21 protein-coding genes are annotated in these 26664 nt (G+C 72.3%); 8 read left to right on the top strand and 13 right to left on the bottom strand.

The window, feature by feature from the left end:
- Positions 1-81: 81 nt before the first annotated feature.
- Positions 82-837, bottom strand: a complete 756-nt coding sequence (locus ACH34Q_RS34600) for a ribonuclease HII (RefSeq protein WP_395987460.1) — start codon at positions 835-837, stop codon at positions 82-84.
- Positions 838-1131: 294 nt separating this feature from the next.
- On the opposite strand from ACH34Q_RS34600, the gene ACH34Q_RS34595 reads away from it, so the two are divergent.
- The 3 genes from ACH34Q_RS34595 to ACH34Q_RS34585 are packed head-to-tail and all read left to right on the top strand — an operon-like array spanning position 1132 to position 5617.
- Positions 1132-3741 (top strand): AAA family ATPase, encoded by a 2610-nt coding sequence (locus tag ACH34Q_RS34595; RefSeq protein WP_395987357.1) that lies wholly within the window; start codon positions 1132-1134, stop codon positions 3739-3741.
- A 54-nt stretch (positions 3742-3795) separates the two neighbouring features.
- Positions 3796-4920 carry a winged helix DNA-binding domain-containing protein gene (locus tag ACH34Q_RS34590; protein ID WP_395987356.1) on the top strand — a complete coding sequence of 375 codons (1125 nt, stop codon included), beginning with the start codon at positions 3796-3798 and terminating at the stop codon, positions 4918-4920.
- A gap of 10 nt (positions 4921-4930) precedes the next feature.
- Entirely contained in the window at positions 4931-5617 is a 687-nt protein-coding gene (locus ACH34Q_RS34585) for a histidine phosphatase family protein (protein WP_395987355.1), read from the top strand.
- Positions 5618-5659: 42 nt separating this feature from the next.
- Here ACH34Q_RS34585 and ACH34Q_RS34580 read toward each other — a convergent pair whose 3' ends face one another.
- The 10 genes from ACH34Q_RS34580 to ACH34Q_RS34535 form a co-directional block, all read right to left on the bottom strand.
- Positions 5660-6508 (bottom strand): biotin-dependent carboxyltransferase family protein, encoded by an 849-nt coding sequence (locus ACH34Q_RS34580; protein WP_395987354.1) that lies wholly within the window; start codon positions 6506-6508, stop codon positions 5660-5662.
- Between the two features lie 10 nt (positions 6509-6518).
- Positions 6519-7139 (bottom strand): allophanate hydrolase subunit 1, encoded by a 621-nt coding sequence (locus tag ACH34Q_RS34575; protein ID WP_395987353.1) that lies wholly within the window; start codon positions 7137-7139, stop codon positions 6519-6521.
- Entirely contained in the window at positions 7136-7888 is a 753-nt protein-coding gene (locus ACH34Q_RS34570; RefSeq protein ID WP_395987352.1) for a LamB/YcsF family protein, read from the bottom strand. Before ACH34Q_RS34570 ends, ACH34Q_RS34575 begins: the two co-directional genes overlap by 4 nt.
- Before the next feature lie 196 nt (positions 7889-8084).
- On the bottom strand, positions 8085-8453 hold the full coding sequence (locus ACH34Q_RS34565; protein WP_395987351.1) for a hypothetical protein: 369 nt from the start codon (positions 8451-8453) through the stop codon (positions 8085-8087).
- Entirely contained in the window at positions 8450-10327 is a 1878-nt protein-coding gene (locus tag ACH34Q_RS34560) for an SseB family protein (RefSeq protein ID WP_395987350.1), read from the bottom strand. Before ACH34Q_RS34560 ends, ACH34Q_RS34565 begins: the two co-directional genes overlap by 4 nt.
- Before the next feature lie 158 nt (positions 10328-10485).
- On the bottom strand, positions 10486-12048 hold the full coding sequence (locus ACH34Q_RS34555; RefSeq protein ID WP_395987349.1) for a TY-Chap domain-containing protein: 1563 nt from the start codon (positions 12046-12048) through the stop codon (positions 10486-10488).
- A gap of 100 nt (positions 12049-12148) precedes the next feature.
- Positions 12149-13738, bottom strand: coding sequence for a hypothetical protein (locus tag ACH34Q_RS34550; protein ID WP_395987459.1), 1590 nt, complete (start codon positions 13736-13738; stop codon positions 12149-12151).
- Between the two features lie 203 nt (positions 13739-13941).
- On the bottom strand, positions 13942-14184 hold the full coding sequence (locus tag ACH34Q_RS34545) for a hypothetical protein (RefSeq protein WP_395987348.1): 243 nt from the start codon (positions 14182-14184) through the stop codon (positions 13942-13944).
- Between the two features lie 167 nt (positions 14185-14351).
- Entirely contained in the window at positions 14352-15131 is a 780-nt protein-coding gene (locus tag ACH34Q_RS34540) for a cytochrome b/b6 domain-containing protein (protein ID WP_395987347.1), read from the bottom strand.
- On the bottom strand, positions 15118-15852 hold the full coding sequence (locus tag ACH34Q_RS34535; protein ID WP_395987346.1) for a molybdopterin-dependent oxidoreductase: 735 nt from the start codon (positions 15850-15852) through the stop codon (positions 15118-15120). The genes ACH34Q_RS34540 and ACH34Q_RS34535 overlap by 14 nt, the downstream gene beginning before the upstream one ends.
- A 92-nt stretch (positions 15853-15944) precedes the next feature.
- Between ACH34Q_RS34535 and ACH34Q_RS34530 the strand changes: the two genes are divergently transcribed.
- The 3 genes from ACH34Q_RS34530 to ACH34Q_RS34520 all read left to right on the top strand — a co-directional run bounded on the left by ACH34Q_RS34530 (position 15945) and on the right by ACH34Q_RS34520 (position 21043).
- A complete protein-coding gene (locus ACH34Q_RS34530) occupies positions 15945-16526 on the top strand; it encodes an HhH-GPD-type base excision DNA repair protein (protein WP_395987345.1) in 582 nt (193 codons plus the stop codon).
- Positions 16527-16891: 365 nt separating this feature from the next.
- Complete coding sequence (locus ACH34Q_RS34525; RefSeq protein ID WP_395987344.1) at positions 16892-19069, top strand: SpoIIE family protein phosphatase; 2178 nt, start codon at positions 16892-16894, stop codon at positions 19067-19069.
- A gap of 300 nt (positions 19070-19369) precedes the next feature.
- Positions 19370-21043, top strand: a complete 1674-nt coding sequence (locus tag ACH34Q_RS34520; protein ID WP_395987343.1) for an RNA polymerase sigma factor — start codon at positions 19370-19372, stop codon at positions 21041-21043.
- Between the two features lie 209 nt (positions 21044-21252).
- Here the strand turns inward: ACH34Q_RS34520 and ACH34Q_RS34515 are convergent, their stop codons facing one another.
- Together ACH34Q_RS34515 and ACH34Q_RS34510 are read right to left on the bottom strand one after the other, a co-directional pair.
- Positions 21253-21996: a YaaA family protein gene (locus ACH34Q_RS34515; protein WP_395987342.1), complete on the bottom strand. Its 744-nt coding sequence runs from the start codon at positions 21994-21996 to the stop codon at positions 21253-21255.
- A gap of 232 nt (positions 21997-22228) precedes the next feature.
- Positions 22229-22459, bottom strand: coding sequence for a hypothetical protein (locus ACH34Q_RS34510; protein ID WP_395987341.1), 231 nt, complete (start codon positions 22457-22459; stop codon positions 22229-22231).
- A 258-nt stretch (positions 22460-22717) separates the two neighbouring features.
- Between ACH34Q_RS34510 and ACH34Q_RS34505 the strand changes: the two genes are divergently transcribed.
- Both ACH34Q_RS34505 and ACH34Q_RS34500 read left to right on the top strand, forming a co-directional pair.
- Positions 22718-24805, top strand: a complete 2088-nt coding sequence (locus ACH34Q_RS34505; protein ID WP_395987340.1) for a type IIA DNA topoisomerase subunit B — start codon at positions 22718-22720, stop codon at positions 24803-24805.
- Between the two features lie 325 nt (positions 24806-25130).
- Positions 25131-26492, top strand: a complete 1362-nt coding sequence (locus ACH34Q_RS34500) for an APC family permease (RefSeq protein WP_395987339.1) — start codon at positions 25131-25133, stop codon at positions 26490-26492.
- Positions 26493-26664: the final 172 nt, after the last annotated feature.

Here is a 26664-nt window from a genome sequence, read left to right as displayed (position 1 = left end):
GTGCAGGCGGCGTACCCATGAACCCCGTGGTGACTCCACTGCGGTGACTCCACTAGCAGTGACTGCGCAGCGGTGACGCCGTCAGAGCAGGCTGAGCTGGCCCGCTCCGGCCATCGGGTCGCGGTGCTTCTTGAGGTGCCGCCAGCGGGGGAGGTCGTCGAGGTACGACCAGGACATGCGGTGGTACGGCGTCGGCCCGTGCTCCTGCAGCGCGGCCTGGTGCACGGGCGAGGGGTAGCCGGCGCTCCCGGCGAACCCGTACCCGGGGAACTCACCGTCCAGGCCGGCCATGAGGCGGTCGCGGTGCACCTTGGCGAGGACGGACGCGGCGGCGACGGTCACCGAACGCTGGTCGGCCTTGATCTCGCACCGGACCCGCCACGGGCTGCGCAGGAAGTCGTGCTTGCCGTCCAGGATCACCACGTCGGGCGGCTCCGGCAGCGCCTCCAGGGCCCGTACGGCCGCGCGGCGCAGCGCCTCGGTCATGCCGAGCTCGTCGATCTCCTCGGGGGAGGAGGCGCCGATGGCGTGGCCCGACAGCCAGCCGGGCAGCAGTTCGGCGAAGCCGTCGCGGTGCGCCTCGGTGAGGAGCTTGGAGTCGGTGAGCCCGATGGTGCGCTTGCCGCGTCCCGGCAGCTCGGGCGGCGCGCTCAGGTCGGTGACGGCGGCGCACACGACGACGGGGCCCGCCCACGCGCCCCGTCCGACCTCGTCCACCCCGGCGATGCGCAGCGGCCCGCGCCCCCTGGTGGACGCCGCGTCGCACAGCTCCCGCTCGATCTCGTACCCGGCGGCGCGCGGCAGGGGGACGGCGACGGAGGCCGGAGCGGCTTCCATGCCGGGCAGCGCGCCGTCCGCCCCGTCTCGGATGTCGCCCGCGTCGCGGGAATCGCTCGCGTCGGTCGCGTCGGTCGCGTCGGTCGCGTCGGTCAAGGGGGCTCCATGGGCGGAGGTGATGGTCCCGTCGATCGTAGGGCCGTCGTGCGGGAACGCCGGCCATCGGCGGCCCGGCGATTCCACGGTGCCGGCGTGCCGTCCGACCCTGATCGTCATATGGGGGGCATGTCAGGAGTCAACGAACAGGCTCGGAGGAGTCCCGTAATGACGGGCACTGCGCTTTACTCGCCTTGTATGGCTGTGTTCCGGAGGGCCCGCTCTCGCCCCGCGGCGGTCACCGCGGCGCGGGATCTTTTCGAGCGCCTGCGCTGGCGGTACTTCCAGATCCAGGGCGGGCTGCGCTTCCTGGGCGGGCTGCTTCTGGCCGCGCTGGCGGTCGTCGCCGCCGTGCTGCTGGAGGGCCCGGTGATCACCGTGGCCGCGTTCACGCTGATCCTGCTGGCGGTCGCCCATCTGTTCCTGCGTTCCCCGGCGGGCATGGCGGTCGTGTCGGTCATCATGTGCTGGCTGGCGCTGTCGATCCCCCTGGGGCGCCTGTATCCGGAGCAGCCGCACCCCCTCTACCTGGACGCGACGTTGCTGCTGGCATTGCTGGCTCTGCCGGTGGCGTTCGTGGCGCTCCGGCTGCGCGGGTACGCGCCGTGGCGTACGGCGCTACTGGGCCTGGGCGCGGCCGGGCTGGTCGCGGCCGCCGTGGTGCATCCCTTGCCGGGACTGCACGTCGCGCCCGCATGGCTGGCGGCACTGGCCGTACTTGCCTACCGGTGGGACCAGGCCAGGCGTTCGGTTCCGGCGGAGGCGTACGACACCGGCTGGGTCCAGGAGCAGTCCAGTACTAAGGGCAGCGGCCAAGGGAGCACCCAAGGCACCGGCACAGGCACCGGCGGGAGTGACTCCGGTAAGCGCCCGCGACGCCGGCCGGGCGAAGCGGGACCCAAGAGCCAAGCAGGACCCAGGAGCGCGGACGACGAGGTGCCCCCGGCCGGATCCGGAGTGCCGGCGGCGACCCAGGCCGCGTACGAGCAGCGCGCCGCCGCCGAGGCCGAGACGGCGACCGGGACGGCCCCCGAGCGCGCCTCCGGCACCGCCGCCGCGGAGGAGCCGCCGGAGCTCTCGGTCGCCGAGGCGCTGGCCGAGCTGGAGGACATGATCGGGCTCGAGCCGGTGAAGCGGCAGGTCCGTTCCATCGCCGCCTCGATCGAGGCCGCGCACCTGCGCGCCGCCGCCGGGGTCCCGACCGAGAAGCCGATGCGGCACTTCGTGTTCGTGGGGCCCTCGGGTACGGGCAAGACGACCGTCGCCCGGGTGCTGGCCAAGATCTTCTACGCGTTCGGGCTGCTGCCCGCCCCGGCGGTGGTGGAGGCGCAGCGGGCCGATCTGGTCGGCGAGTACCTCGGCGCCACCGCGATCAAGACCAACGCGCTGGTCGACTCCGCGCTCGGCGGCGTGCTGTTCGTGGACGAGGCGTACGGGCTGGTCAACGCCGCCGAGGGGCAGCCCGACCGGTTCGGCAACGAGGCCGTCCAGACGCTGCTCAAGCGGGCCGAGGACGACCGCGACAACCTGGTGATCATCCTGGCCGGGTACGAGCCGCAGATGGCCGAGTTCCTGGCGTCCAACCCCGGGCTGGCGTCCCGGTTCGGTACCCGGGTGCACTTCCCCTCGTACACGCCGGGCGAGCTGCTGGAGATCGCCGACTACCACACCGGGCTGCGCGACGACCGGCTCGACGCCGAGGCGCGGCGCCGGCTCGCCGTCCACTTCGAGGAGGTGGAGCGCCGCGGCATCGTCGACGAACTGGGCAACGGCCGGTTCGTGCGGACGCTGACCGAGGCGGCGGCCCGCGCCCGCGACGTCCGGGTCGTCGGCGATGCCGCGCCCGAGGCCGGCGGGCACCGGCCCACCGCCGACGACCTGGTCACCCTGATCGCCGAGGACGTGGAGGCCGCGTACGCCGAGGTCACCGAGCGGTACCGCGGCTACGCCGAGACACCGACGCTGGACGAGGCGCTCGGGTCGCTGGAGGCGATGATCGGGCTGGAGCCGGTGAAGCGGCAGGTCCGGGAGATCGCCGCCCAGCTCCAGGTCGCCCGAATGCGGCAGGAGCAGGGCCTGGTCACCCGCTCGCCGACCCGGCATTTCGTCTTCACCGGCCCGCCCGGCACCGGCAAGACCACGGTGGCCCGCGTGCTCGGCCGGATCTTCGCCGCGCTGGGCCTGCTGGCCCGTCCCTCGGTGATCGAGTGCCAGCGCGCCGACCTGGTGGGCGAGCACCTGGGCGCCACCGCGCTCAAGACCGGCCGGGTGGTCGACTCGGCGCTCGGCGGCGTGCTGTTCGTGGACGAGGCCTACGCGCTGATCAACCCCGGCTACAGCGGCGGCGACGCGTTCGGCTCGGAGGCGGTGCAGACGCTGCTCAAGCGGGCCGAGGACGACCGCGACCGGCTGGTGGTGGTGCTGGCCGGCTACGAGGCCGAGATGGACCGCTTCCTGTCGTCCAACCCCGGGCTGGCCTCGCGGTTCGACGTCCGGGTCGGGTTCCCCTCGTACGGTCCCGACGAGCTGCTGCAGATCGCCCAGCTGATCGCCGAGGAGAGCGGTGACCGCTGGGACGAGGGAGCGCTGGACGATCTGGCGCTGCTCTTCCAGCGCGTGTGCGGTGTCGGCCGGATCGACGAGTTCGGCAACGGCCGCTTCGCCCGTTCCATCTACGAGAAGGCCTGCGCATCCCGCGCGATGCGGGCGTCCCGGCTCGGTGCCGCGGCGACGGCCGCCGATCTGACCGTTCTGACGACCGACGACGTCCACGCCGCCTACACCGAACTGACCCACCGCCTGGGCTGACCGACCGGCTGAGCCGACCGGAAGAGTGTCGGTGGCGTGTGATGGGATCGGCGCATGGAATCGGTGACCTGGGCGCAAGTGCTGGCCTGGCGGATGAGGCGGCAGTTCCTGGACGGCCCCGGCGAGGTGCCGGTGCTGGACGTCGTGCGGCGGCTGGCGGGCGTCCAGGCCCAGGTCGCGTCGTCGGCCGAGCTGGCGATCGCCGTACGCGGCGGGCCCGTATCCGGTGGTGCGGTGCCGCACGCGCTCTGGGAGGAGCGCACCCTCGTCAAGACCTGGGCGATGCGCGGGACGCTCCACCTGCTGCCCGCCGACCAGGCGCCCGCCTACCTCGCGCTGTGCGCCACGGCCCGCCACTGGGAGAAGCCCAGCTGGATCAAGGTGTTCGGCGCCACTCCGGCCGACCTGGAGGCGATCGCCGCCGCCGCGACCGCGGCCCTCTCCGGCGGCGCGGCGCTGACCCGCAAGGAGCTGGTCACCGCGATCCTGGAGGAGACCGGCTCGGAGCACCTGGCCGAGGTCCTCAGGTCCGGCTGGGGCACGCTGCTCAAGCCGCTCGCCTGGTGGGGCGTGCTCTGCTACGGCCCCTCGCAGGGGACGAACGTGACCTTCGCCGCCCCCGAGCACACGATCCCGGGCTGGCCCCGCTCGTCCGAGGGCGAAGGCCCGCCCTCGGTGGAGGAGGCCGCCCGTACGGTGATCCACGCCTATCTCGGCGCCCACGGCCCCGCGACGGCCGAGGCGTTCGACAACTGGCTGACGCGCAAGGCCAGCCGCAAGAAGGAGCTCAAGGGCTGGTTCGCCGCCGTCGCGGACGAGTTCGCGACCGTCGAGGTCGACGGCGTTCCGATGTACGTGACGCGCGAGCATCTGAGCGAGCTGCTGGAGACCGCGCCCGACCGTTCCGTACGGCTGCTCGGGGGCTTCGACCAGTACGTGCTGGGCGCCGGGACGGGGGCGGCCTATCTCATTCCGCCCGAGCGCCGATCCGAGGTGTCCCTCCCGGCCGGCTGGATCTCGCCCGTGGTGCTGTACGAGGGCCGCGTCGCCGGTGTCTGGAAGGACGTGAAGGGCGACATCGAGATCACCACCTTCGAGGACGTTCCGGCCGATCCGCTCAAGGAGGCGACCGCCAGGCTGAAGGAGGCGACCGCCAGGCTGCGGGAGGCCATGGCCTAGGGTGCCCAGCGTGAGCGAAGCGACCGAATACCGCCAGACCCCCTACGAGGCCCCCACGGGTGCGGCCGAGCTGCTGCTGATCCGGCACGGCGCCTCCGAGCCGGCCCGTCCCGGCGTCCCGTTCCCGCTGGTCGACGGCCAAGGCGACCCCGACCTGGCCCCCGAGGGACGCGAGCAGGCCGAGCGGCTGGCCGAACGGCTCGGCAAGGAGCGCATCGACGCCGTCTACGCGACCACGCTGCGCCGTACGGTCCGTACCGCCGAGCCTCTGGCCCGGCGGCTCGGGCTTGACGTCCAGGTGGAGGCGGGCATGCGCGAGGTGCATCTGGGCGAGTGGGAGGGCGGCCTGTTCCGCAAGAAGGTCGCCGAGGCCGACCCGATCGCGCAGCGCATGTGGGAGGAGGAGCGCTGGGACGTCATCCCCGGCGCCGAGGCCGGGGCCTCACTGGAGGCACGCATCCGGGAGAGCATCGACCGCCTGGCCGCCGCGCACGCGGGCGGACGGGTCGCGGTGTTCTCGCACGGCGGTGTCATCGGGCAGGCGCTGGCCATGGCCACCCGGTCGCGCCCGTTCGCGTTCCTGACGCCTGACAACTGCTCGATCTCGCGCGTGGTGGTCCTGGACGGCCACTGGTCGATCCGCGGCTTCAACGACATCGCCCACCTGCCCCACGGCGCCCCGCAGCCCCTCACGTAGGGCGCGGAACACCGGCGGGCGGATCTGCAGAGCGAAGCGGATCTACAAGGCGAAGCGGATCTGCTGGCCCGGGCGCAGCTGGGCGGCCAGGGAGATGTCGGCGGAGACCAGCACGGCGACCACCGGATAGCCGCCGGTGGTCGGGTGATCGGTCAGGAAGAGGATGGGCAGCCCGTTCGGGGGCACCTGCAGCGCGCCCGTGACCACGCCCTCGCTGCTCAGCTCACCCTCGCGCGCGCGGGTGAGCGCGGGACCGTTCAGCCGTACGCCGACGCGGTTGCTCTCCGAGGTCGCCTCATAGGGGTGCGAGACGAGCGTGGAGATGGCGTCGGGAGCGAACCAGTCGTCCCGGGGCCCCGGACGGATGTGCAGGACCGGCACCTCGGGGAGGGACGGGCAGGGGGCGACGTCCACCTCGATGTCGGCGAGGCCGGCCGACGGCCCGACGGGCAGCCGGTCGCCGGACGCCAGCGGTGCGGGCCCCAGACCGGACAGGAGGTCGGTCGAACGGCTCCCCAGTGTCGGCGCAACGGCCAGGCCACCCCGTACGGCGAGATAGCTCCTCAGCCCCTGCGAGGGCAGGCCCAGTTCGACGGTGGCGCCGGGAGGGACGTGGCAGGGCGCGTTCATCCCGTACGGGCGCCCGCCGATCCGCAGCGGGACCGGCGCTCCGGTGACCGCGATCCAGGCCGCGTCATGGAAGCGCAGCGCACCGCCGCCGAGCGTGAACTCGATGGCGGCGGCGTCCTCGGTGTTCCCGACGAGCCGGTTGCCCAGCCGCAGCGAGCGGCCGTCGGCGGCGCCCGAACGGGGCACGCCCAGATGCGCGTGCCCCGGACGCCCGAGGTCCTGAACCGTCGCCAGCGGGCCGGGGCGGACGACCTCGATCAACGAATCTCCTTCACGACGCGGGTTCTTTCACAACGAAGCGGACCTCGGTGCCGGGCTGGAGGAGCGACGGCGGATCGCGCGTGACGTCCCACAGCGTGAGATCGCTCCGGCCCAGCAGCCGCCAGCCGCCTGGCGACTGCGACGGGTAGACGGCGCCGTACGGGCCCGCGATCGCCACCGAGCCGGTCGGGACGGCGGTACGGGGCGAGTCCATTCGCGGTACGTGCAGGACCGGGTCGAGGCCGGTCAGGTAGCCGAAGCCGGGAGAGAAGCCCAGGTAGGCGACGGTGAAGGTGGACGCGGTGTGCCGGGCGATGACCTCGTCCCTGGACAGGCCGGTGAGATCGGCGACCGCGTCGAGGTCGGCGCCGTCGTACACCGTGGGGATCTCGACCGGGGGCGTCAGGCCCGCCGCGCGCTCGGGCAGCGGCAGCGCCGGCAGCCGGGCGGCCAGGCGGTCGAGATCGCCCGCGTCCGGGTCCGCGACCACCAGGACGGTCCCCTCGCCGGGCACGATGTCCGCGATGCCGGGGATCGCGGCCTCGCGGATCGCCGCGTTCAGCCGGTGCGAGGTCGCCAGGTCGCCGGTCTCCACCAGCAGCGCCGCGTCCCCGGCCCTGCGGACCTTCACGCGAACGCTTCCGTACGCACGCCCGCCTCGGTCACCGCGGCCCGTACGGCCTGGGCCAGATCCACCGCGCCCGGAGTGTCGCCGTGCACGCAGATGGAACGGGCGTTGAGCACGATCTCGCTGCCGTCCACGGCCACGACCGTCCCGTCGACGGCCATCCGCACGGCGCGTTCGACGACGGCCTGCCGGTCGTGGACGACGGCGCCCGGCTCCCGCCGCGAGACGAGCCTGCCCTCGGGGGTGTAGGCGCGGTCGGCGAAGCACTCCGCGACGACCGTGAGTCCCTCGGCCGCCTCGTACATCGCGGACCCGGGAAGCGTCAGCAGCGGCAGGGCGGGATCGTACGCGCGCACGGCGTCGGCGACGGCCCGCGCCTGCACCGGGTCGCGCGCGACCCGGTTGTAGAGCGCCCCGTGCGGCTTCACATAGGCCACCCGCCCGCCCTCGGTCCGCGCGATGCCGTCGAGGGCGGCGAGCTGGTAGAGGACCTCAGCGGTCAGCTCAGGCGCGGCGACGTCCATCTCCCGCCGCCCGAACCCGGCCAGATCGCGGTACGAGACCTGCGCCCCGATCGTCACCCCGCGCTCCACCGCCCCCGCGCACACCCGCCGCATGATCAGCGGATCACCGCCATGGAAGCCGCAGGCCACGTTGGCGCTGGTGATCACGTCCAGCAGTGCCGCGTCGTCGCCCAGCGTCCAGATGCCGAAGCCCTCGGCCAGGTCCGCGTTGATATCGATGACCGCCATGGTCCAGATGTACCACCGTCCACCACGGCCGCTGCCACCGCGGTCAGCGTCACTGCGGGGGAACGACCCCCTACACCCCTACACGAGCCGATGCATCATTCCCTCGCTTCGCTCGGTCACGACGCAATATCACTGTGGGGGGCGACCCCCCACACCCCCCGGCAGAGCCGATGCATCATTCCCTCGCTTCGCTCGGTCACGACGCATCCTCCCGGATTCCCTCGACCTCGGCCCGTGGCGCCCATGCCTGGTAGACGCCCCGGTCGAACATCTCCAGCCCGAGCCGTTCGGCCACCGGCGCCTTGCCGCCCACGTACTCGATCCGCAGCCAGCCGTCGTGCTCGCCCAGGACGATGAAGTCCTCGCCGCGCCAGGTGCACATCGTGCTGATGTAGGAGAGCCGCTCGACCTCGGCGGCGGGCACGACCCTGACGTGGCGCTCGGGCGTCACCGCCGTGAAGCCCTCGGCCGGGCCGGGCAGGTAGAGCCGTACCCGGGCGCCGTCGGGGCTCGCCTCGTATTCGGTGCCGCGCCAGCGCGCGTAGAACCCCTGCCGGGCGCTCATGTCCGTCCTTCCTGCCGCGCGTCGCCGCTCGCTTCTCCGGCCGGAGGCGGCGCTGAGGTCGCCACCGGCGGCGGTGCGGGCACCTGCATGCCCGGCCGCAGCAGCCACTGGCGCCGGTCGGCGTCGTACCCGGCCACCAGCTTCTCCCGGCCCGACCTCTCGATCCTGTACATCTCGGCGCCGTGCGGCAGCCGCTGGCTGGCGATCTTGAACTCGGGGATCGCCGTCCCCTCGCCCGGCGCGTAGCCCGAGCCGGGGAACGGTGCCTTCTCGATCACCCAGCCGCCCGGGATGATGCTCATGCTCCACTCGTCGATGCCGCCCAGCGGCTTGCGGAACAGCGCCGGCTTGACCGCCGGCCAGCGGATCACGTACATCGCCTCGTCCCCTGGCAGGAACGGCGTTCCCTGGAAGACCAGGCCGAGCCCGCGGACGAGCGTGGCCGGGGTGTTGAGCTCGCGCACGTCGCGCAGCCGGTGCACGTAACCCGCGACGAGGTCGTACCCGCCGCTGAGGTAGTGCGCCACATGCTCCGGCCGCACCACCTTCTGCATGACGGTCACGTTCGGCTGGGGGCGTGGCTTGGACTGCGCCTCGGGCCGTTCCACCGGCTTGGGCGGTACGGGCGGCGGTACAGGCGGCGGTACGACCGGTACGGCCGGCGCCGGCGGGGCAGGCGGCGTGGGCTCGGCCGTACGGATGGGCACCTGAGGCTCCGGTACGACCTGCGGCTGCGGCGCAGCCTGCGCTGGGGCCGGTGGCTCCGGGTTCGGCTCGGGCCGTGGCGCCGCCGGTGGTTTCGGCGGAGGCGGCGGGGCCGCTTTCGGCTTCGGGGGCGCCGGAGGCGGAGGCGCCGGGGCCTTCTGGACGACGGGGACGTCCTTCTGGGTACGAGGCGCGGCGGAGCGGCCGTTGCTCGCCTCCGGGCCGGGAACGGCCGCGCGCCCGTTCTCCTGCGGGACCGGCTGGGCCACCGGAGGGCGGTGGCCTGCGGTGGCGAAGAGCGCGGCGGCGTCCAGGTACGAGGCGCTGGGCAGGCCCGGGTTGATGGCGAGCTGCCACTCCGGGTTGGGCCAGTGCTGGACCAGCTCCGAGATGAACGCCTCGCGGTGATGCACCGCCTGCCCGCGCAGCGAACGGTCCATCGCGGTGGGGGACGTGAACGCGAGCACGAACGTCTCGTCGCCGAAGACGGCGGTCGCGTACTGGTGGCCCGAGGCGTCCTCGTACGTGGGGTCGGTGGGGGAGGGCAGGTAGAGCAGGGCCCGCGCGATCAGCGCCAGGTAGCCGTCCTGGTCGCCGCGCTCGCGGGCGGCGGCGAGGGCGGTCTCCAGCCTGGCGCCGGACGCCCGCCCGCGCGGATCGTTCGGCGGGGCCGTGGCGGGCGGCGCGCCGTCGGGATCGGCCGCCTCGTCCTCGACGATGGCGCGCGGGATGCCTAGGCCCGGCAGGTCCATCGGTCCGGCGAGCTCGTCGTCGGTGCTGCTGGCCTGGTAGACGAGGCCGAGCGGGGAACGGACGCCGTACACGTCACGGAACGCCGCGACCATCCGGCTCGCCAGCGCTGCGCAGAGCTCGGCCATGTCGGGGGCGGGGCGGCCGGACCGGTCGACCGTCGAGACCAGATACCACCAGTTCTGCCGGTCCCGGTCGTCGGGCCGCTCCCAGCCGTTCACGGTCAGCCGGCGCTCCTGGCCCGGCGCCAGCGGGCGCGGCAGGAACGCGTTGCCGACCGCCTCGGCGTCGATCTCCTCGTCCGTCCGCATCGCCTGGACGTACGGCAGCCCGCTGGGATCCTGCACGATCAGGTACGACCGGACCGGCAGCCGCATGAGCTCGATCGTCAGTCGTCCGGCGAAGTCTTTCCAGTCCAATCGGCCCAGCCTTCGCGTCCGTGGTCGGTCTTCATACCCGACGGTAGCCGCCCGGGCGGGCGCGTGCCGGGCCGACCGTGGTCATTCTGGTCGGTCAGGGATCGGTCGGGGTCGGTCAGGGTCGGTGGGGCGGGTTCGGTCGGTCGGGGCGGCCCCGGTCAGTCGCGGCGCGGGGCCGGGACCGCGTCGGCGCGTACCTGCGTCCACGTGCCCCCGATGGCGTCGAAGACGGCCGCGGGCACCGCCGACTCGGCCTCGTCGCCCGTACCGTCCCAGTGCCAGAGCCGGGCGCCGTGCGGTGCCCGCAGCGGGACCCCCGAGGCGATCACCGGGGTCGCGGGCGTGAACGCGGGGATGCGTCCGGCAGGCGGCGCCGGCGGGACCTCAGCCGGGCCCGGCGGTGGAGACGGGGCCGGGATCGGGCGCCGGGGCCGGGGTGGCGCGGGCGCGGCGGCCGGCGGAGCGGGTGGCGGCGGCACGGGGGCCTGCGGTGCGGGGGCCTGCGGTACGGGCGGCTGCGGCGACGGCTGGGCGAGGGCGCGCTGCGTGGCGTCCAGCCGGTTGACGGCGGCGGAGTCCAGATGGACCTCGCTGGGCAGGCCCGGGTTGACCGCCAGCTGCCAGGCCGGGTCCGGCCAGCCGAGCGACAGCTGCGAGAACGTCGTCCGCCGGTAGAGGTCGGGCCGGTACCCCGAGCGCACCAGCGCGTGCGGGGAGGTGAAGGCCACGATGTACGTGCTGCCCGCGATCATGGTCGTCGGGAAGTCGGCGGCGTCGGGGTCCTCGACCGCGGGACCGGTCGCCGGCAGGACCAGATCGGCCGACAGCAGCAGCTCGAAGGAGGTCGTGTGGTCGCCGCGCCCCTTGGCCTCGGCCAGCCGCGCCTCGAGCTCGTCGGGCCCCGGCGGCTCGGCACCCTGAGCCGGCCGCCCGGCCTGGCTCTGCGGACCGGTCTGCCCCTGTGGACCGACCTGGCCCTGTGACCCGGTCTGTCCTTGCATGGGCTGCCCCTGTGGCCCGGTCTGGCCCTGTGAGGGCCGGCCCTGCGGCCCGGTAGGAACCTGCGGTCCGGGCCGGTCCTGCGGTCCGGGTCGGCTCTGCGGTCCGGGAGGCCCCTGCGGCTCGGGCTCGAAGCCGGGCACCGGTGCGGCCAGCGCGGGTACGGAGGCAGCCGGTACGGACGCGGGCGCGGCCTGTCCGGCCTCGCCGTCCCAGGCGGGCCCCTCGGTGGAGGTACGGCGACGCTTGCTCACCCGGCCGGGATCGGCGGTGTCGATGCCGAAGTCGAGCAGCTCGATCAGCCCGGTGCCGTGCCGGTGGAACGACTCGTACACCAGGTCGGAGGGCCGCCGGACGCCCTGGACGTCGCGCAGCGCGGTGACCATGACGTCGGCCAGCCGGTCGTGGTCGGCCGCGGTGGCGTACGCGGGCAGCTCGGTCCACCAGTTGCGCGGGCCGGCGGCGGGCGCGCCGTCGGGACCCGGCTCGGCGGGCGGGCGCCAGCCGGCCTCGCTCATCACTTCCTCGTCGGCCAGCGTCAGCAGCAGCGGCCCGTCGAGGAAGTTGTTGCTGACCGCCTCGGCGTACAACCGGTCAGGCTCCCGCATCGCCTGGACGTAGTGCCGGCTCTCGTCGTGCTCGCGCACGATGAGGATGGTGTCCCGCTCCAGACCCGCGAGCTCGCGTCCCAGGTGCCGCGCGAACTCGGACCACTCCAACAAGATCACTCCCTACCGCCCGGGGCCCGGCCGCGACCCCCGCGCGACCGCTACCCGAGACCCCGATGATTGTCGCCCGGAACGCCACTGGCAAACCGGGAGTTCACTCCGGGGGCTCCGCGTGACGCAGCACACGCAGCGCCCCGCGCAGTTCGCCCGGATCGTCGCCGCACCGGTCGAGGACGTCGATGAGCCTGTGCAGGATCTCGTGGCGTTCGTACCCCACGTCCAGCAGCGCCTGTGCGGTTTCCCACAGTTGCGGCGGGTCGCCGTTCCACAGCCGTACGGTGAGCCGCTCGTGCGCGTCCAGGTGCGCGTCGGACGCGCCCGGATGCTCGAACTCCAGCATGAACCGCCGGTCCTGCGGGTCGGCGGGGTCGAGGGTGGACAGGTCGATCGAGCCGTGCCGTCCCGGCAGCCGGTGCCGCCCCGACAGGCGGTGCCGGCCGGACAGGAACGGCAGCGCGAACGCGCGCCGGGGCAGCGCCTCCAGCTCGCCGTCCGGCAGCAGCCGGGTCACCAGATCGCGGTCCAGCCCGAACGCGGACGGGTCGCGGTAGGCCTCGGCGAACTTGGCGGTGGCGTCCCAGACGGCGTCCAGAGTGGCCCTGACGCCCTCGTCGGGCAGGCCGGTGCGCTTGCCCGCCCAGCGCACCCAGGCCGCCAGTACATGCGGTACGGCCTCCTGCTCGGTCGGCGACAGCAGCACCTTGCGGGGCAGCCAGTCGAGCAGGAACATCTCGCACTTGAGCGGGCTCACCCGCAGCGGCCGGCCGAAGTCGTGCGCGCAGCCGTAGTCGATGATCCGGTCGACGCAGCGGCTGGCGGCCGACCGGTCCGACAGCTCCTCGGCCTCGTCGGAGGCCAGGAAGCGGGCGGCGATCGTGGCGCGCCGGTCGCGCCCGTACACCGGCGGCTGCGGGACCCGGCCGCCCGGCGGCAGCAGCGCCACCCGGGCCCGGACGAACGCGTGGTACGAGCCGAAGCTGTCGTTGACCGGCGGGTCGCGCAGCTCGTCGGTGAAGTCGAGCGCGCGGCGCAGCACCGCCCGCGTCTCGCGCGGATCGAGCGCCTCGTACCGCATCAGCGGGTTGGTGCGGCCCTCCCGCTCGCAGTGCCCGAGCAGCTTGTCGACCTGGGAGGACACCCAGGCGTCGCGGACCAGGCCGGCGGCGGGCGGGCGCGGGTCGCCGGCGGCCGCGGCCAGCGAGCCGGGGAACGCCGGGCCGGCGCCGGTGCCGTGCAGCAGCGAGCCCGTGACGGCGCCGGCCTTGGTCCGGTCGACCAGGACGATCAGCGCGTGCCGGTCGAGGCCGCCATAGGTGTAGGTACAGATGATCGAGTCCTGGTCGCCGTACACGTCCCGGGACACGTGGCAGTCCTCCAAGACGACCGTCCCGACCCGGTCGGCCCAGCCGGGACGGGCCACGCCGCGTTCCATCAGGGCCAGCGCCGCACGCTCGGCCTTGGCGGCCTGCCGCGGGGTGCCCAGGTAGGCCATCCCGGTGAGCAGGGCGAGCGCGGCGGGCGTGCCGACCTCGCCGGCGTGGTCGACCAGCGCCTCGCCGATGACCTCCTCGACGTCGCCGGCCGCCACCCGCTGGCCCCACCAGGAACCCAGGATCTCGCTGACGATCAGCTCGGCGTCCAGCGGGCTGCGCACGGCCAGCAGCTCGCGCGCGTGGCGCAGCATGCCATCGAAGATCGCGGAGATCTCGTCCGGGGGCGGTGGGCCGTCCCGGGCCGGTTCCCCGGAAGACTGGCGGCGGCTGCGGGGACTCACCCCTCTAGCTTCTCAGATCCGGCGCCGGTCCTCGGCCAGGACATCGGCCTCGGCCGGAAAGGGACGTGCCGGAATCCATGGGTTTCACCGTCCGTAGTTCACGGGCCGGTCACTCACGGGTCCGGTCCGCCGGCCCGCCCCGAGGGCGGCTCGGATTTGACCATGCCCACCAGATGCTCGCGGGCCATCCGCTCGACCAGCGCCGGGGTCGCCTCCAGGCCCAGATGGGTCATGCACGCCTGGACGTCGGCGACGCAGCGCTCGACGGTGTCGGGATTGAAGATCTCGAACTCTGCCGCGAGCCGTCCGGCGAGCAGCCGGCGGATCTCGCCGCGGCGGTCGGCCAGTGCAGGCATCAACGCACGCCTCCGAGCCCCGAGGGTCCGGCGGGACGGGGTGAACCGCCGGGGGCGGGCGGGGCGGGCGGGCACGCGGACCCGCGCCGGCCCGCGCCGGGGGCCTCGGCGGAAGCGTGCCGCCAACCTCGCCTCGAAGTCTCATTCCAGCGCTTTTGCGGTGAGTGTCAAGACCTATCCGGACCGGTCTTCACCCCGTTCTCCGAAGGTTCTCCGGAGCGTTTCCGAGAGTGCTCTCCGGGTAGTCGTTCTGGAGGTTCCATGTCGTCCAGCCGGTCCATGTCGTCCAGCCAGCTCGCGTGATGCCGCGCCGCCCAGGCCCTGTCGACCCGCCCGGTCACCATGGCGCCGAGCGCGCCCCGGTCGCGCAGCGCGTACCAGAGGTGCCCCAGCGTCACCACGACGACGATCAGGAACAGCCAGTCGTGGACGAACGTCGCGCCGGTCCGCCAGCGGTCGGGCCACGGATCGGGGAACGTCAGCATCGTGCCGGTGCCGAGCATGATCAGGATGGCGCCCGCGGTGAACGCCGCGTTCAGCTTCTGGCCCGCGTTGAACTTGCCCACCGGGATGACCCCGCGGTCCAGATCGCCCTGCCGCGCGACGTCCCGGCGGTCGCCGCGGCGCAGCCAGTCCCAGTCGTGCGGCCCGAACCGGTCCAGCCGCCTCAGGTCCATCCGGAAGGCCCGGGACGCCAGCCCGAGCAGGACCGGGACGGGCAGCGCGTAGCCGGCCCAGATGTGCAGCGGCTTGATCAGGTCCCGGCGCCCCACCGCGGCCGACAGCGCCGGTACGTACAGCAGCGCGGCCGTGACCAGGCACGCCAGCATCAGCAGCGCCGTCAGGTGATGGATCCACCGCTCGGCCCGCCCGAACCGCTTCAGCCACTCCGGTCGCTCGGGCCGCCCCGGCCGCGCCGACCCGTCGATCTGATCAGGTCGGGGCATCGTCACGTCCGTTCGACCGGCCGACCCAGGCGTCGACGTCATATCCGCGTCGCTCCCAGTAACCGGAGACGACCTTCTCGGTCAGTTCGATGCCGCCCAGCCACTTGAGCGACTTGTAGCCGTACATGGGGGCCACGAAGAGCCGTACCGGCCCGCCGTGATCATGGGTCACCGGAGCGCCCAGCATCTGCGTCGCGACCAGGACGTCCCGCCTGCGCGCCTGGTCCATCGTCAGGGACTCGGTGTAGACGCCGTCGAACGAGGTGAAGCGCACCGCACGCGCACGAGGCGACACGCCTACCGCGTCCAGAAGGTCAGGCAAGGCCACCCCCGCCCACATCACCTCAGGCACCCGCCACCCCGTCACGCACTGGAAGTCGCGGGTGAGGTGCGTCTGGGGGAGTGCCGCCAGGTCGGCCATGCTGAACGTCCGCGCACCGCGGACCAGGCCGCCCACCGTCATCTTGTATTGGGCGGGGGTACGGGGACGCACGCTGCTGACCACTGAATAGAACCGGAATCCGCCCGCGCCGGGCAGCACGTCTCCGATCTGGGTGACGGGCGCGAGGGCCTTGTTCACCCCTTGCTGGAGGGAGGCCCCCACCGCCACCCCGGCCGCTCCGAGGCCGAGCATGCCGAGGACGACCCGCCGCCCTACCGGCGTGCCCTCGGTACGCCTGGGGCCTTTCTGTTGCGTGTCCTGTTCGTCCACGTTCTCCATTCGAGCACCCTCACCGCGCCGCCACCATGCCCTGGACGCTCCCGTAAGGATTCGGTGAGATCTGGGGAACCGGTGAGTTCTAGACTCGTCCCATGGCCATCCAGGTTCACTTCGCGCAGCGGCCCGAGGCGAACGAGCTGCTCGGACGCAGCCCGCTCGCGGCCCTGACCGGCATGCTGCTCGACCAGCAGGTCCCGATGGAATGGGCGTTCTCCGGCCCGTACACGATCACCGAGCGGCTCGGCACCGGCGATCTGGACGCCCACCAGATCGCCGCGTACGACCCCGAGGCGTTCGCCGCGCTGCTGTCGGAGAAGCCGGCGGTGCACCGCTACCCCGGCTCGATGGCCAAGCGGATCCAGCAACTCTGCCAGTACCTGGTGGACCACTACGGCGGCGACGCCGAGGCGATCTGGCGGGACGCCGGGAGCGGCAAGGAGCTGTTCAAGCGGCTCAACGCGCTGCCCGGCTACGGCAAGCAGAAGGCGCAGATCTTCGTGGCGCTGCTCGGCAAGCAGTACGGCGTACGGCCGGAGGGCTGGCGCGAGGCGGCCGGGGCGTACGGGGACGAGGGCTCGCGCCGTTCCGTCGCCGACATCACCGGCCCGGAGTCGCTGGCCGAGGTCCGCGCCTTCAAGCAGGAGGCCAAGGCCGCCGCGAAGGCGAAGAAGTAGCCGACCCGGCCGGTGCCGGACGCCGGCGGGCGGACGGGCCGAAGGCGTCCGGGACTCGCCGAACGGGCGTGGCTGCCGGGCGTGGCGCGCCCCGGCGTCGTAACATCGCCTACTCGCCGTCCGAGCAGACGCCTCCCGCCGCCGGGCGGGCCGGTGTGGGCGGCGTCCGAATCCGAGGTCGGCGCCGTGAATCGCGTGACAGAGATGCCGCCGGGGCTTCCGTCGGCGGCGAACCATCGGGATGATGAGAACCTGACTTCGACGGCTGACGTGATGGAGGCGGGAGCGCTAGCCTGCTCCCATTCACTCATAGTGATGACGAACTGCCGCGCGGTACGGGTCCCCCTGGGGCGGAGGTGTTGCCGATGAGCACCGATACGTCCGTTCCGCATCCCCGGATCTCCGGGGTGGAGGGCCAGCCCATGGATGCGTCCGATTCCGCCCTGTACGCCACGCTGATGGATCAGGCCCCCGCCGGCCTGGCGTTCTTCGATACCGGCCTGCGCTGCCGCCGGGCCAACGGCGCGCTCGCCGAGCTGCTGGGCGTGCCCGGCACCGATCCGCACCGGCGGCGGCCCGAGGAGTTCCTGCCCGCCGGGCTGGCCGCCGCGGTCGAGACCGCGCTGCGCACCGTGCTGGCCGAGGAGCGGCCGATCAGCGAGGCCGACCTGACCGTTCCGCGGCCGCGCCAGGAGACCCCGCCCGGCGGCCTGGTCGAGCCCGCCGTGCCGGTTCCGGGGCCGCCCGCGACCACCGTGGCGGCCGGCCAGCGCGTGCTGGCCTGCACCTGGCTGCCCGCCAGGGACGGCGACGGCCGGCTCGCCGGCGTGGTGCTGACCGCGCTGGACGTGACCGAGCGGCGCCGCGCCGAGGAGGTCATCCGGCGCAAGGAGCAGCGCTACCGCTCGCTGGTGGAGGCCAGCTCCCAGGTCGTCTGGGTGGCCGATCCCGACGGCGGGGTGATCGACGACGCGCCCGAATGGCGATCGATCACCGGCCAGACCCCCGACGACTACGCGGCCGGCGGCTGGCTGGCCGTGGTGCACCCCGAGGACCGGCCCCGGATCGAGGCCACCTGGCGCGAGTGCGTCTCCGACGACCGGGTGTTCGAGAGCAACTACCGGATCCGCACCAAGAGCGGCAACTACCGGCACTTCGACGTGCGCGCGGTGCCGATCTGGCGCGGCGACGCGGTGATCGAGTGGGTCGGCGCCAACACCGACGTCACCGGCCAGCGCGAGGCCGAGGAGATGCGCGGCCGGCTGACCGAGCAGCTGTCGGCGGCGGCGCTGCGCACCGCGCGGCTGCAGCAGGCCACCTCGATGCTGGCCGAGGCGCTCACCGTCAGCCAGGTCGTCCAGGTGATCACCGAGGTGGGCCGGTCGGCGATCGGCGCCGACTACTCCGCGGTGGCCCTGCTCGACGACGACAAGCTGCGGCTGAGCATCGTGAACCCGTCCCAGCCCGGTGCCCCCGAGGGGCGCCCGGAGAACCGGCCGAGCTCCCCCGAGGACTTCAAGGTCAGCGACCAGACCGTGATGTCGGTGGCCGTACGGGAGAGCAGGCCGTTCCTGGCCGAGCACCCCGACAGCCTCCGGCTCCAGCTGGGCCGCGACGAGGCCGGGCTGTTCCTGCAGCACACCGAGGAGCGCGCCTGGGTGGGCCTGCCGCTGCTGGCGGCGGGGGCCCCGATCGGCGCGCTGCGGTTCTCGTTCACCCGCCCCCGGGAGATCACCGAGGAGGAGCGGGTCTTCCTGGAGGCGCTGGCCGGCCAGTGCGCGCTCGCGGTCGAGCGGGCGCTGCTGTTCGAGCGCGAGCACAAGACCGCCGAGGAGCTGCAGCGCAGCCTGCTGCCCAGCGACCTGCCCCAGCTGCCCGGCATGGTGCTGGCCGCCCGCTACAACCCCGCGACCCGGCACGTCCAGGTCGGCGGCGACTGGTACGACGTGTTCCGGCTCCCCGACGACCGGCTGGCGGTGGCGGTCGGCGACGTGATGGGCAAGGGCGTGCTGGCCGCGGCCGGAATGGGCCGCGTCCGCAACGCGCTGCGCGCCCTGGCGCTCAACGACCCGCGGCCCGCCGCCGTGCTGGCCGGGCTCGACCGGCTGTTCAGCGCGACCGAGGACGAGGAGCAGTTCACCACGGTCGCCTACGCGGTCATCGACCCCGAGACCGGCCACGGCGCGTTCAGCAACGCCGGCCACCCGCCGCCGCTGCTGATCTCGATGGACTCGCCGGCCCGGCTCAGCACCCTGGAGCCGGGGACCCCGCTCGGCTGGCCCTCCCAGCGCCAGCAGACAAGTTTTTCCATCGAGACCGGCAACACTGTGGTCTTCTATTCCGATGGACTTGTGGAGAACCGTAGGCGTGGGGTGGACGCCGGCCTGGACGAGCTCGTCGCCGTGGCGGCCGACGCCCCACCTGAAGTGGTAGGAGATCCGGAGAGAGTCGTCGACTTCCTGGTCGATCGGATGCTTGCGGGCTACGAGCAAGTGGACGATGTGACCGTGCTCGCCCTGCACGTCCCACCGAAGCCTGGATGACCTCCGCCGACGGAGAGCGCGAGGGCGGCCCGCGGAACGGGACCGGAGACGGCCGGAAGACGGCCTGAACACGGCACCGTACGTACGAAGGACCGCCCAGCGCCCTCTAAGGTGGTGTGTTACCGGGCAGGACATCGGATGCGGAATGCGCAGCAGTCCAGAATGCTTGACCCAGTAAGAGCGGGTACGCTGCGGTCCGCATAAGGTGACCCACCCAGTTGTGTGGTCCCACCCAGTGTGAGGCCGGGCCCGTCAGGGCACTTGGGTCAACCAAGCCACACGTTCGTTCGAGAGGTATTTGTGTCGCCTGCTAGCTCGACCTCGAAAGCGTCAGATCTGCACGAGCACGTCATCGCGCAACTGATCGAGCGTGGACGGTCCCAGGGTTACCTCGACGCCGACGACGTACGACGTACGTTCGAGGAGGCCGACATCCCCGTGTCGATGGCCACCAGCATCTTGCGGAGCCTCAGCAAGGAGGGTGTGAGCGTCATGGTGAGCGCTGCCGACTCCGCCGCGCCGAAGCGCCAGCGCAAGCGCGCCGCGCCGGCCGCACCGCGCCGGCCCAAGACGGCCGCCGCCGCCAAGGAGCAGCCCGACACGGTGACCGCCGTCGTCGACGACGGTGCCGAGGAGACTCCGGCACCGGCGCCCACGCCGGCCGCCGTGGCCAAGAAGGCCGAGGCCCGCAAGGGCGCGGCCAAGCCGAAGAAGGCCGCCGCCAAGCCGGGGCCGGCCAAGAAGGGCGCCCCCGCCGCCAAAGGCGCGGAGGCCAAGGGCGGCCCGGCCAAGAAGGGCTCGGAGGACGCCCCCGAGCTCGAGGACGACGTCGACGTGACCGACCTCGACGACCTGGGCGACCTCGGTGACCTGGAGGTCGTGGCCGCGGCCGACGACACTCCCGCCGAGGAGAGCGCCCCGGCCCAGGCCGTTCCCGCGCCGGTCGCCGTGGCGGCGCCCGGCAAGGGCCCCTCCGGCAAGCCCGAGGGCAAGGAGGAGGAGGGCTTCGTCCTCGGCGACGACGACGAGGACGCCCCCGCCCAGCAGATCGCGGCCGCCGGTGCCACCGCCGACCCGGTCAAGGACTACCTCAAGCAGATCGGCAAGGTCCCGCTGCTCAACGCCGAGCAGGAGGTCGAGCTCGCCAAGCGGATCGAGGCCGGCCTGTTCGCCGAGGAGCGGCTCGCCTCCGACGGGCACGCGATGTCCGAGGAGGACCTCGACGACTTCGAGTGGATCGCCGAGGACGGCCGCCGGGCCAAGAACCACCTGCTGGAGGCCAACCTCCGCCTGGTGGTCTCGCTGGCCAAGCGCTACACCGGCCGCGGCATGCTCTTCCTGGACCTGATCCAGGAGGGCAACCTGGGCCTGATCCGCGCGGTCGAGAAGTTCGACTACACCAAGGGCTACAAGTTCTCCACGTACGCCACCTGGTGGATCCGGCAGGCGATCACCCGCGCGATGGCCGACCAGGCCCGCACCATCCGTATCCCGGTGCACATGGTCGAGGTCATCAACAAGCTGGCCCGCGTGCAGCGCCAGATGCTCCAGGACCTGGGCCGCGAGCCCACCCCGGAGGAGCTGGCCAAGGAGCTCGACATGACCCCTGAGAAGGTCGTCGAGGTCCAGAAGTACGGCCGCGAGCCCATCTCGCTGCACACCCCGCTGGGCGAGGACGGCGACAGCGAGTTCGGTGACCTGATCGAGGACTCCGAGGCGATCGTCCCGGCCGACGCGGTCAGCTTCACGCTGCTGCAGGAGCAACTGCACTCGGTGCTGGACACGCTCAGCGAGCGCGAGGCCGGCGTGGTCTCGATGCGGTTCGGCCTCACCGACGGCCAGCCGAAGACGCTGGACGAGATCGGCAAGGTCTACGGTGTGACCCGCGAGCGGATCCGCCAGATCGAGTCCAAGACCATGTCCAAGCTGCGCCACCCGTCGCGCTCCCAGGTGCTGCGCGACTACCTGGACTGACCTGACGGCGACACGATGACACCCCGCTTCGGCGGGGTGTTTTCGTGCTGCTGGAAACCTGTGCCGTTGGCAACCTCTGCCCGAGCCGGTACGGAACATCCGTGTCCGGATGTGGCCGCCCCCCGGGAGGGCGCCGGCGATCACCGCGCCGCCGGTGCCTCCTCGGTAGCAGGTGCCTCAGCGGAGCAGGTGCCTCAGCGGCCGGTGCCTCAGGCGTGCAGGATCACGTCCAGGTCGCCGCCGTTCAGCTCCACGGTGTGGCCGAGGTCGGCGACGGCCTTGTGCAGCTCCTCAGGGGTACGCGGGGACGCGCCCGCCTGAAGCAGGTCGTGCGCCACCTTGCCGCGGGTGGCCTTGGCCATGTGGCTGACCACGGTCCGCTTGGGGACGCCGCCCAGGATGCGCTCGCGGAAGACCCGTACCCGTACCGAAGAGGCCGGTGCCTTCCAGGCCGACATGTACGGCCCTGACCGCATGTCCACGACGAGCCGCCCCTCGGGGCGCAGGGCCCGCTTCAGGGCGGGCCGCCAGAGCGCCGCCAGCCCGCCCTCGGTGGGCAGCGTCACGCCCATGGCCAGCCGGTACGGCGGGATCCGGTCGGTCAGCCTGAGGGCTCCCCAGAGGCCGGAGAACACGATGATCTGGTCGGCCGCGGCCACGGGGTCGAGGTCGCTCAGGACGAGGTACTCGTACAGCACGCCGGTGTAGAGCTCGGAGACCGGCACGGTGGGGGCCCGCATCAGGGCCCGGTTGCGTGCCAGGGCCTCCTCGGTCTGCCCCTCGGGCAGGCCCAGGACCTCGCGCGCGTCGTCGCGCAGGCAGGCCTCGCCGAGCGCGCCGAGCACGCGCTCGCGGACCGGGTTGAGCTCGGGGAGGCTGAGGCCGGCCAGATCGAGCGGGGGACCGTCCGCGCCGGCGGCCTTGCGCTCCGATGGCGGCAGCAGAATCAGCATGGTCCCCCCGTCTCCGGACGTCCGTGTTCGTTGGATCATGATGGCGTCCGGTTCCTCCAGGATATTCAGTGGACGGAGAATGCGAGCCAGGACTCGTGACCGTTTGAATACTCAGTGTAGTTAATTGCTCACGTTATGAAGTCATGTTTCCCGGGTCACCTTTCCCGGAGAATGCGAACGGCGGCCACCGTCGCCGGTGGCCGCCGTTCCGGGGATTCTTTTATGTCGAGGCTTACCGCTCCTCGGTGGTCGCGGTGGCCGGGGTTTCGTGCAGCCTGTCGGTCTCGTCCTGAATGTCGGCCCCGTTGGAGCGGAGAGCCTCTGCGTACTTACGCCCGTGGTGGGCGCAGAACAGGAGGTCGCCGCCGCCTGCAAGGACTGCACGGACATAGGCCTGGGCACCGCAGCGGTCGCAGCGGTCTGCGACGGACAGCGGTTTGGTCGGGGCAAGGGCTCCAGTCACGGCACCTTCCTCATGCTCGGGGTCGGTACTTAAGACAACATCTAACCTGACGCGGACGTTCCCAACCTGGTTGCGCGTACGCCGAGAGCAGAATGGGTCAATTAGTGACCGACATCACATCACATGGCCTCCACCGGCCGAAGTGGGACCGCCGGATCGGTGCAGGGACCCCTCTCCGGCGGCGAGCCTGTAAGTGGACTGTCGGCCCCCGGCGGTACCCTCTTGCCGAATGTCCGACCCCCGAGGAGCACAGGCACGTTGACCGCCGCGACCGCAGAAGTGACCACCGACGATTCGCACGGCTACTCCGCCCGGCACCTTTCGGTGCTGGAGGGGCTGGAGGCCGTGCGCAAGCGACCCGGCATGTACATCGGGTCGACCGACAGCCGTGGGCTCGCCCACTGTCTCTGGGAGATCGTCGACAACTGTGTCGACGAGGCCCTGGCCGGATACTGCGACCACATCGACGTGACGATGCACGCCGACGGCTCGTTCTCGGTCGGTGACAACGGCCGCGGTATCCCGGTCGACATCCATCCCAAGACCAAGCTGCCGGGCGTCGAGCTGGTGATGACCCGGCTGCACGCCGGCGGCAAGTTCGGCGGCGTGTCCTACACCGCCTCCGGTGGCCTGCACGGCGTCGGCGCCTCGGTGGTGAACGCGCTGTCGGCGCGGCTCGACGTCGAGGTCGACCAGGGCGGCGCCACCCACGCGATCAGCTTCCGGCGCGGGCTGCCCGGCGAGTTCGCCGACGAGGGCCCCAAGGCCCGGTTCAAGAAGCGTTCCGGCGTCCACCAGGTGCGCAAGGTCGCCCGCAAGACCACCGGCACCCGGGTCCGGTTCTGGCCCGACATGCAGATCTTCATCAAGGGCGCCACCGTCGACCAGTCCCAGGTCCTCGACCGGATGCGGCAGACCGCCTTCCTCATCCCCGGGCTGACCATCGAGCTGCGCGACGAGCGCGGCGAGGAGGTCCTCGAGGAGACCTTCCGCTTCGACGGCGGCATCAGCGAGTTCTGCTCCTACCTGGCCAAGGACGCCCCGATCAGCGAGGTGCTGCGGCTGCGGGGGCGCGGTCACTTCACCGAGACCGTTCCGGTGCTGGACGACCAGGGCCACCTGCTGCCCACCGACGTCGAGCGCGATCTCGAGGTGGACGTCGCGCTGCGCTGGGGCGGCGGCTACGACACCATCACCAAGTCGTTCGTCAACGTGATCGCCACCCCCAAGGGCGGCACCCACGTGCGCGGCTTCGACCGTGCCGTGCTCCGGGTGCTCAACGAGCAGCTGCGGGCCACCAAGCTGCTCAGGAACAGCGACGAGGACGTCATCAAGGACGACGTCCTGGAGGGCCTGACCGCCGTGATCACGGTGCGCCTGCCCGAGCCGCAGTTCGAGGGCCAGACCAAGGAGGTGCTCGGCACCTCCGCCGCCGCCCGGATCGTCTCCCAGGTGGTGAGCCGCGAGCTCAAGGCCATCTTCGACAACCCGCCGCGCGGCCAGAAGCAGCCGCTGCGCGCCGTGCTGGAGAAGGTCGTCGGCGCCGCCAAGACCCGTATCTCCGCCCGGACCCAGCGCGACAACCAGCGCCGCAAGAACGCCCTGGAGAACTCCGCGCTCCCGGCCAAACTGGTCGACTGCCGTACCGCCGACGACCGCAGCGAGCTGTTCATCGTCGAGGGAGACTCCGCCCTCGGCACCGCCAAGCTGGCCCGCGACTCGGAGTTCCAGGCGCTGCTGCCGATCCGCGGCAAGATCCTGAACGTGCAGAAGGCGTCCGTCGCCGACATGCTCAAGAACGCCGAGTGCGCCGCGATCATCCAGGTGATCGGGGCCGGCTCGGGCCGCACGTTCGACATCGACTCGGCGCGGTACGGCCGGATCATCCTGATGGCCGACGCCGACGTGGACGGCTCGCACATCCGCTGCCTGCTGCTCACGCTGATGTACCGCTACATGCATCCGATGCTGGAGGCCGGCCGCGTCTTCGCCGCCGTACCGCCGCTGCACCGGATCGAGCTGATCAAGCCGCGCAAGAACCAGGACAAGTACGTCTACTGCTACAGCGACGCCGAGCTGCGCAAGAAGCTGGTCGAGTTCGAGCGCAAGGGGATGCGCTGGAAGGAGCCCGTCCAGCGCTACAAGGGCCTGGGCGAGATGGACGCCGACCAACTGGCCGAGACCACCATGGAGCCGCGGCACCGCATCCTGCGCCGGATCCGGATCGAGGACGCCGAGGAGGCGGCCAAGATCTTCGACCTGCTGATGGGCAGCGAGGTGGCACCGCGCCGGGAGTTCATCACCGCCGGTGCCGCCGAGCTCGACATGGAGCGCATCGACACATGATTTAAAAGACCCGGCCCACAGTGCTCGCCTGGCGGCTCGCACCGTGACCGGTTCTTGTGCGAGCGCGGCATCGCTTCGCGATCTGCCCGGTGAGGCTCGCCTTCGGCTTTGCCTCACCGGCCAGGTAGCGCGCTCGCGCGGTGGCTGAGGTTCGTTCGGGACGGGCACTGGACCCGATCTCTGGCCTACACCGATATTGACCGCCACCCAGCATCGACATCAGTGGCTTACGGTGCGGCGTTCGGCCGTGCAAAGTGACGTTCGCTTGACGATTAGCGGCTGCCGTCCGGGTAGGGACGAGCAGAGCTGATCAAGGGGGGCGTGCATGTCGGAGGCGGGCGTCGACGCCCCTCGACCGGCCGGCGGTGGCCTGCGCCGGGTCATCGGCCGCAAGGTGCTGGTGCTGTTCGTGATCGGGGACATCCTCGGGGCGGGCATCTACGCGCTGGTCGGACAGGTCGCGGGCGAGGTCGGCGGTGCGGTGTGGCTGCCGTTCCTGGTCGCGTTCGTGCTGGCGGCGCTGACCGCCACCGCGTACGCCGAGCTGGTCGGCAAGTACCCGCGGGCGGCCGGCGCCGCGCTCTACACCAACAAGGCGTTCGGTATCCCGTTCGTGACGTTCATGGTGGCGTTCACGGTGATGATGAGCGGGATCACGTCGGCGGGCGCGGCGGCCCGCGCGTTCGGCGGCGAGTACCTGGCCGAGTTCGTCGCGCTGCCGACGCTGCTGGGCGCGCTGATCTTCCTGGCCCTGGTGACGCTGGTGAACGTGGCCGGCATCTCCGAGTCGATCAAGGTGAACGTGGCGCTCACCGCGATCGAGGCGTTCGGGCTGCTGGTGATCATGGTGATCGGCGTCGTGGGGCTGCTCGCCGGGGACGGAGACCCCGGCCGGGCCCTGGACTTCGATCCCCAGAACGGGGCGTTCCTGGGCGTCCTGGGCGGCGCCGCGCTGGCCTTCTACGCGCTGATCGGCTTCGAGGACTCGGTCAACCTGGCCGAGGAGACCCGCGACCCGTCCCGGGACTTCCCGGTGGCGCTGTTCGGCGGGCTGGCCGTCACCGTGACGATCTACATCGCGGTCGCGTTCACCGCGACCATGCTGGTCGACACCGAGACGCTGCGTACCTCGACCGGCCCGCTGCTGGAGGTCGTCCGGGTCGCGGGGTTCAGCTTCCCGCCCAAGCTGTTCGCCCTGATCGCGCTGCTCGCGGTGGGCAACACCGCGCTGATCAACATGATCATGGCGTCCCGGCTGGTGTACGGCATGGCGCGGGAACGGATCGTCCCGCCGGTGTTCGGCTACGTGCATCCGGGCCGCGGCACGCCCTGGGCGGCGATCGCCTTCACGGTCGCGATCGCGGTCGTCCTGGTGAGCACCGGCGACATCGGCGACCTGGCCGACACCACCGTGCTGCTCCTGCTGTGCGTGTTCGCACTGGTCAACGTGTGCGTGCTGGTCCTGCGCCGGGAACGCGTCGGCCACCGGCACTTCCGCGCGCCGACCTGGATGCCGGTCCTGGGCGCGGCCAGCTGCCTGTTCCTGGCGATGCCGATCACCGGCCGCGGCGCCGAGGTCTACCTGCGGGCCGCGATCCTGCTGGTGATCGGGCTGGCCCTGTGGTTCGTGAACCGGCTGATCGTCGGCCGTACCGGCTCGTTCGATCCCAGCCGCCTCGACGGCTAGCTGTACCACCTGGCATGCGCAGGGCGTTGACTCGTGGGGTGTTGGCCGATTGGGCTGGCGGTTTGAGGCGAACACGCCCCGAGTGAACGGGGAAGGGCGGTCCCGGGGAAGGGCGGTCAGCGGGCGAAGATGCCCAGGGCGGCGTAGACGTGCCAGGAGCCGATCTGCTTGT

This window comes from Actinomadura sp. 9N407 (genome assembly GCF_044326315.1).
In the GTDB taxonomy this organism is placed as follows: domain Bacteria; phylum Actinomycetota; class Actinomycetes; order Streptosporangiales; family Streptosporangiaceae; genus Spirillospora.
Note: the sequence above shows the minus strand (reverse complement) of the source record. Positions and strands in the feature narration are given on the sequence as shown.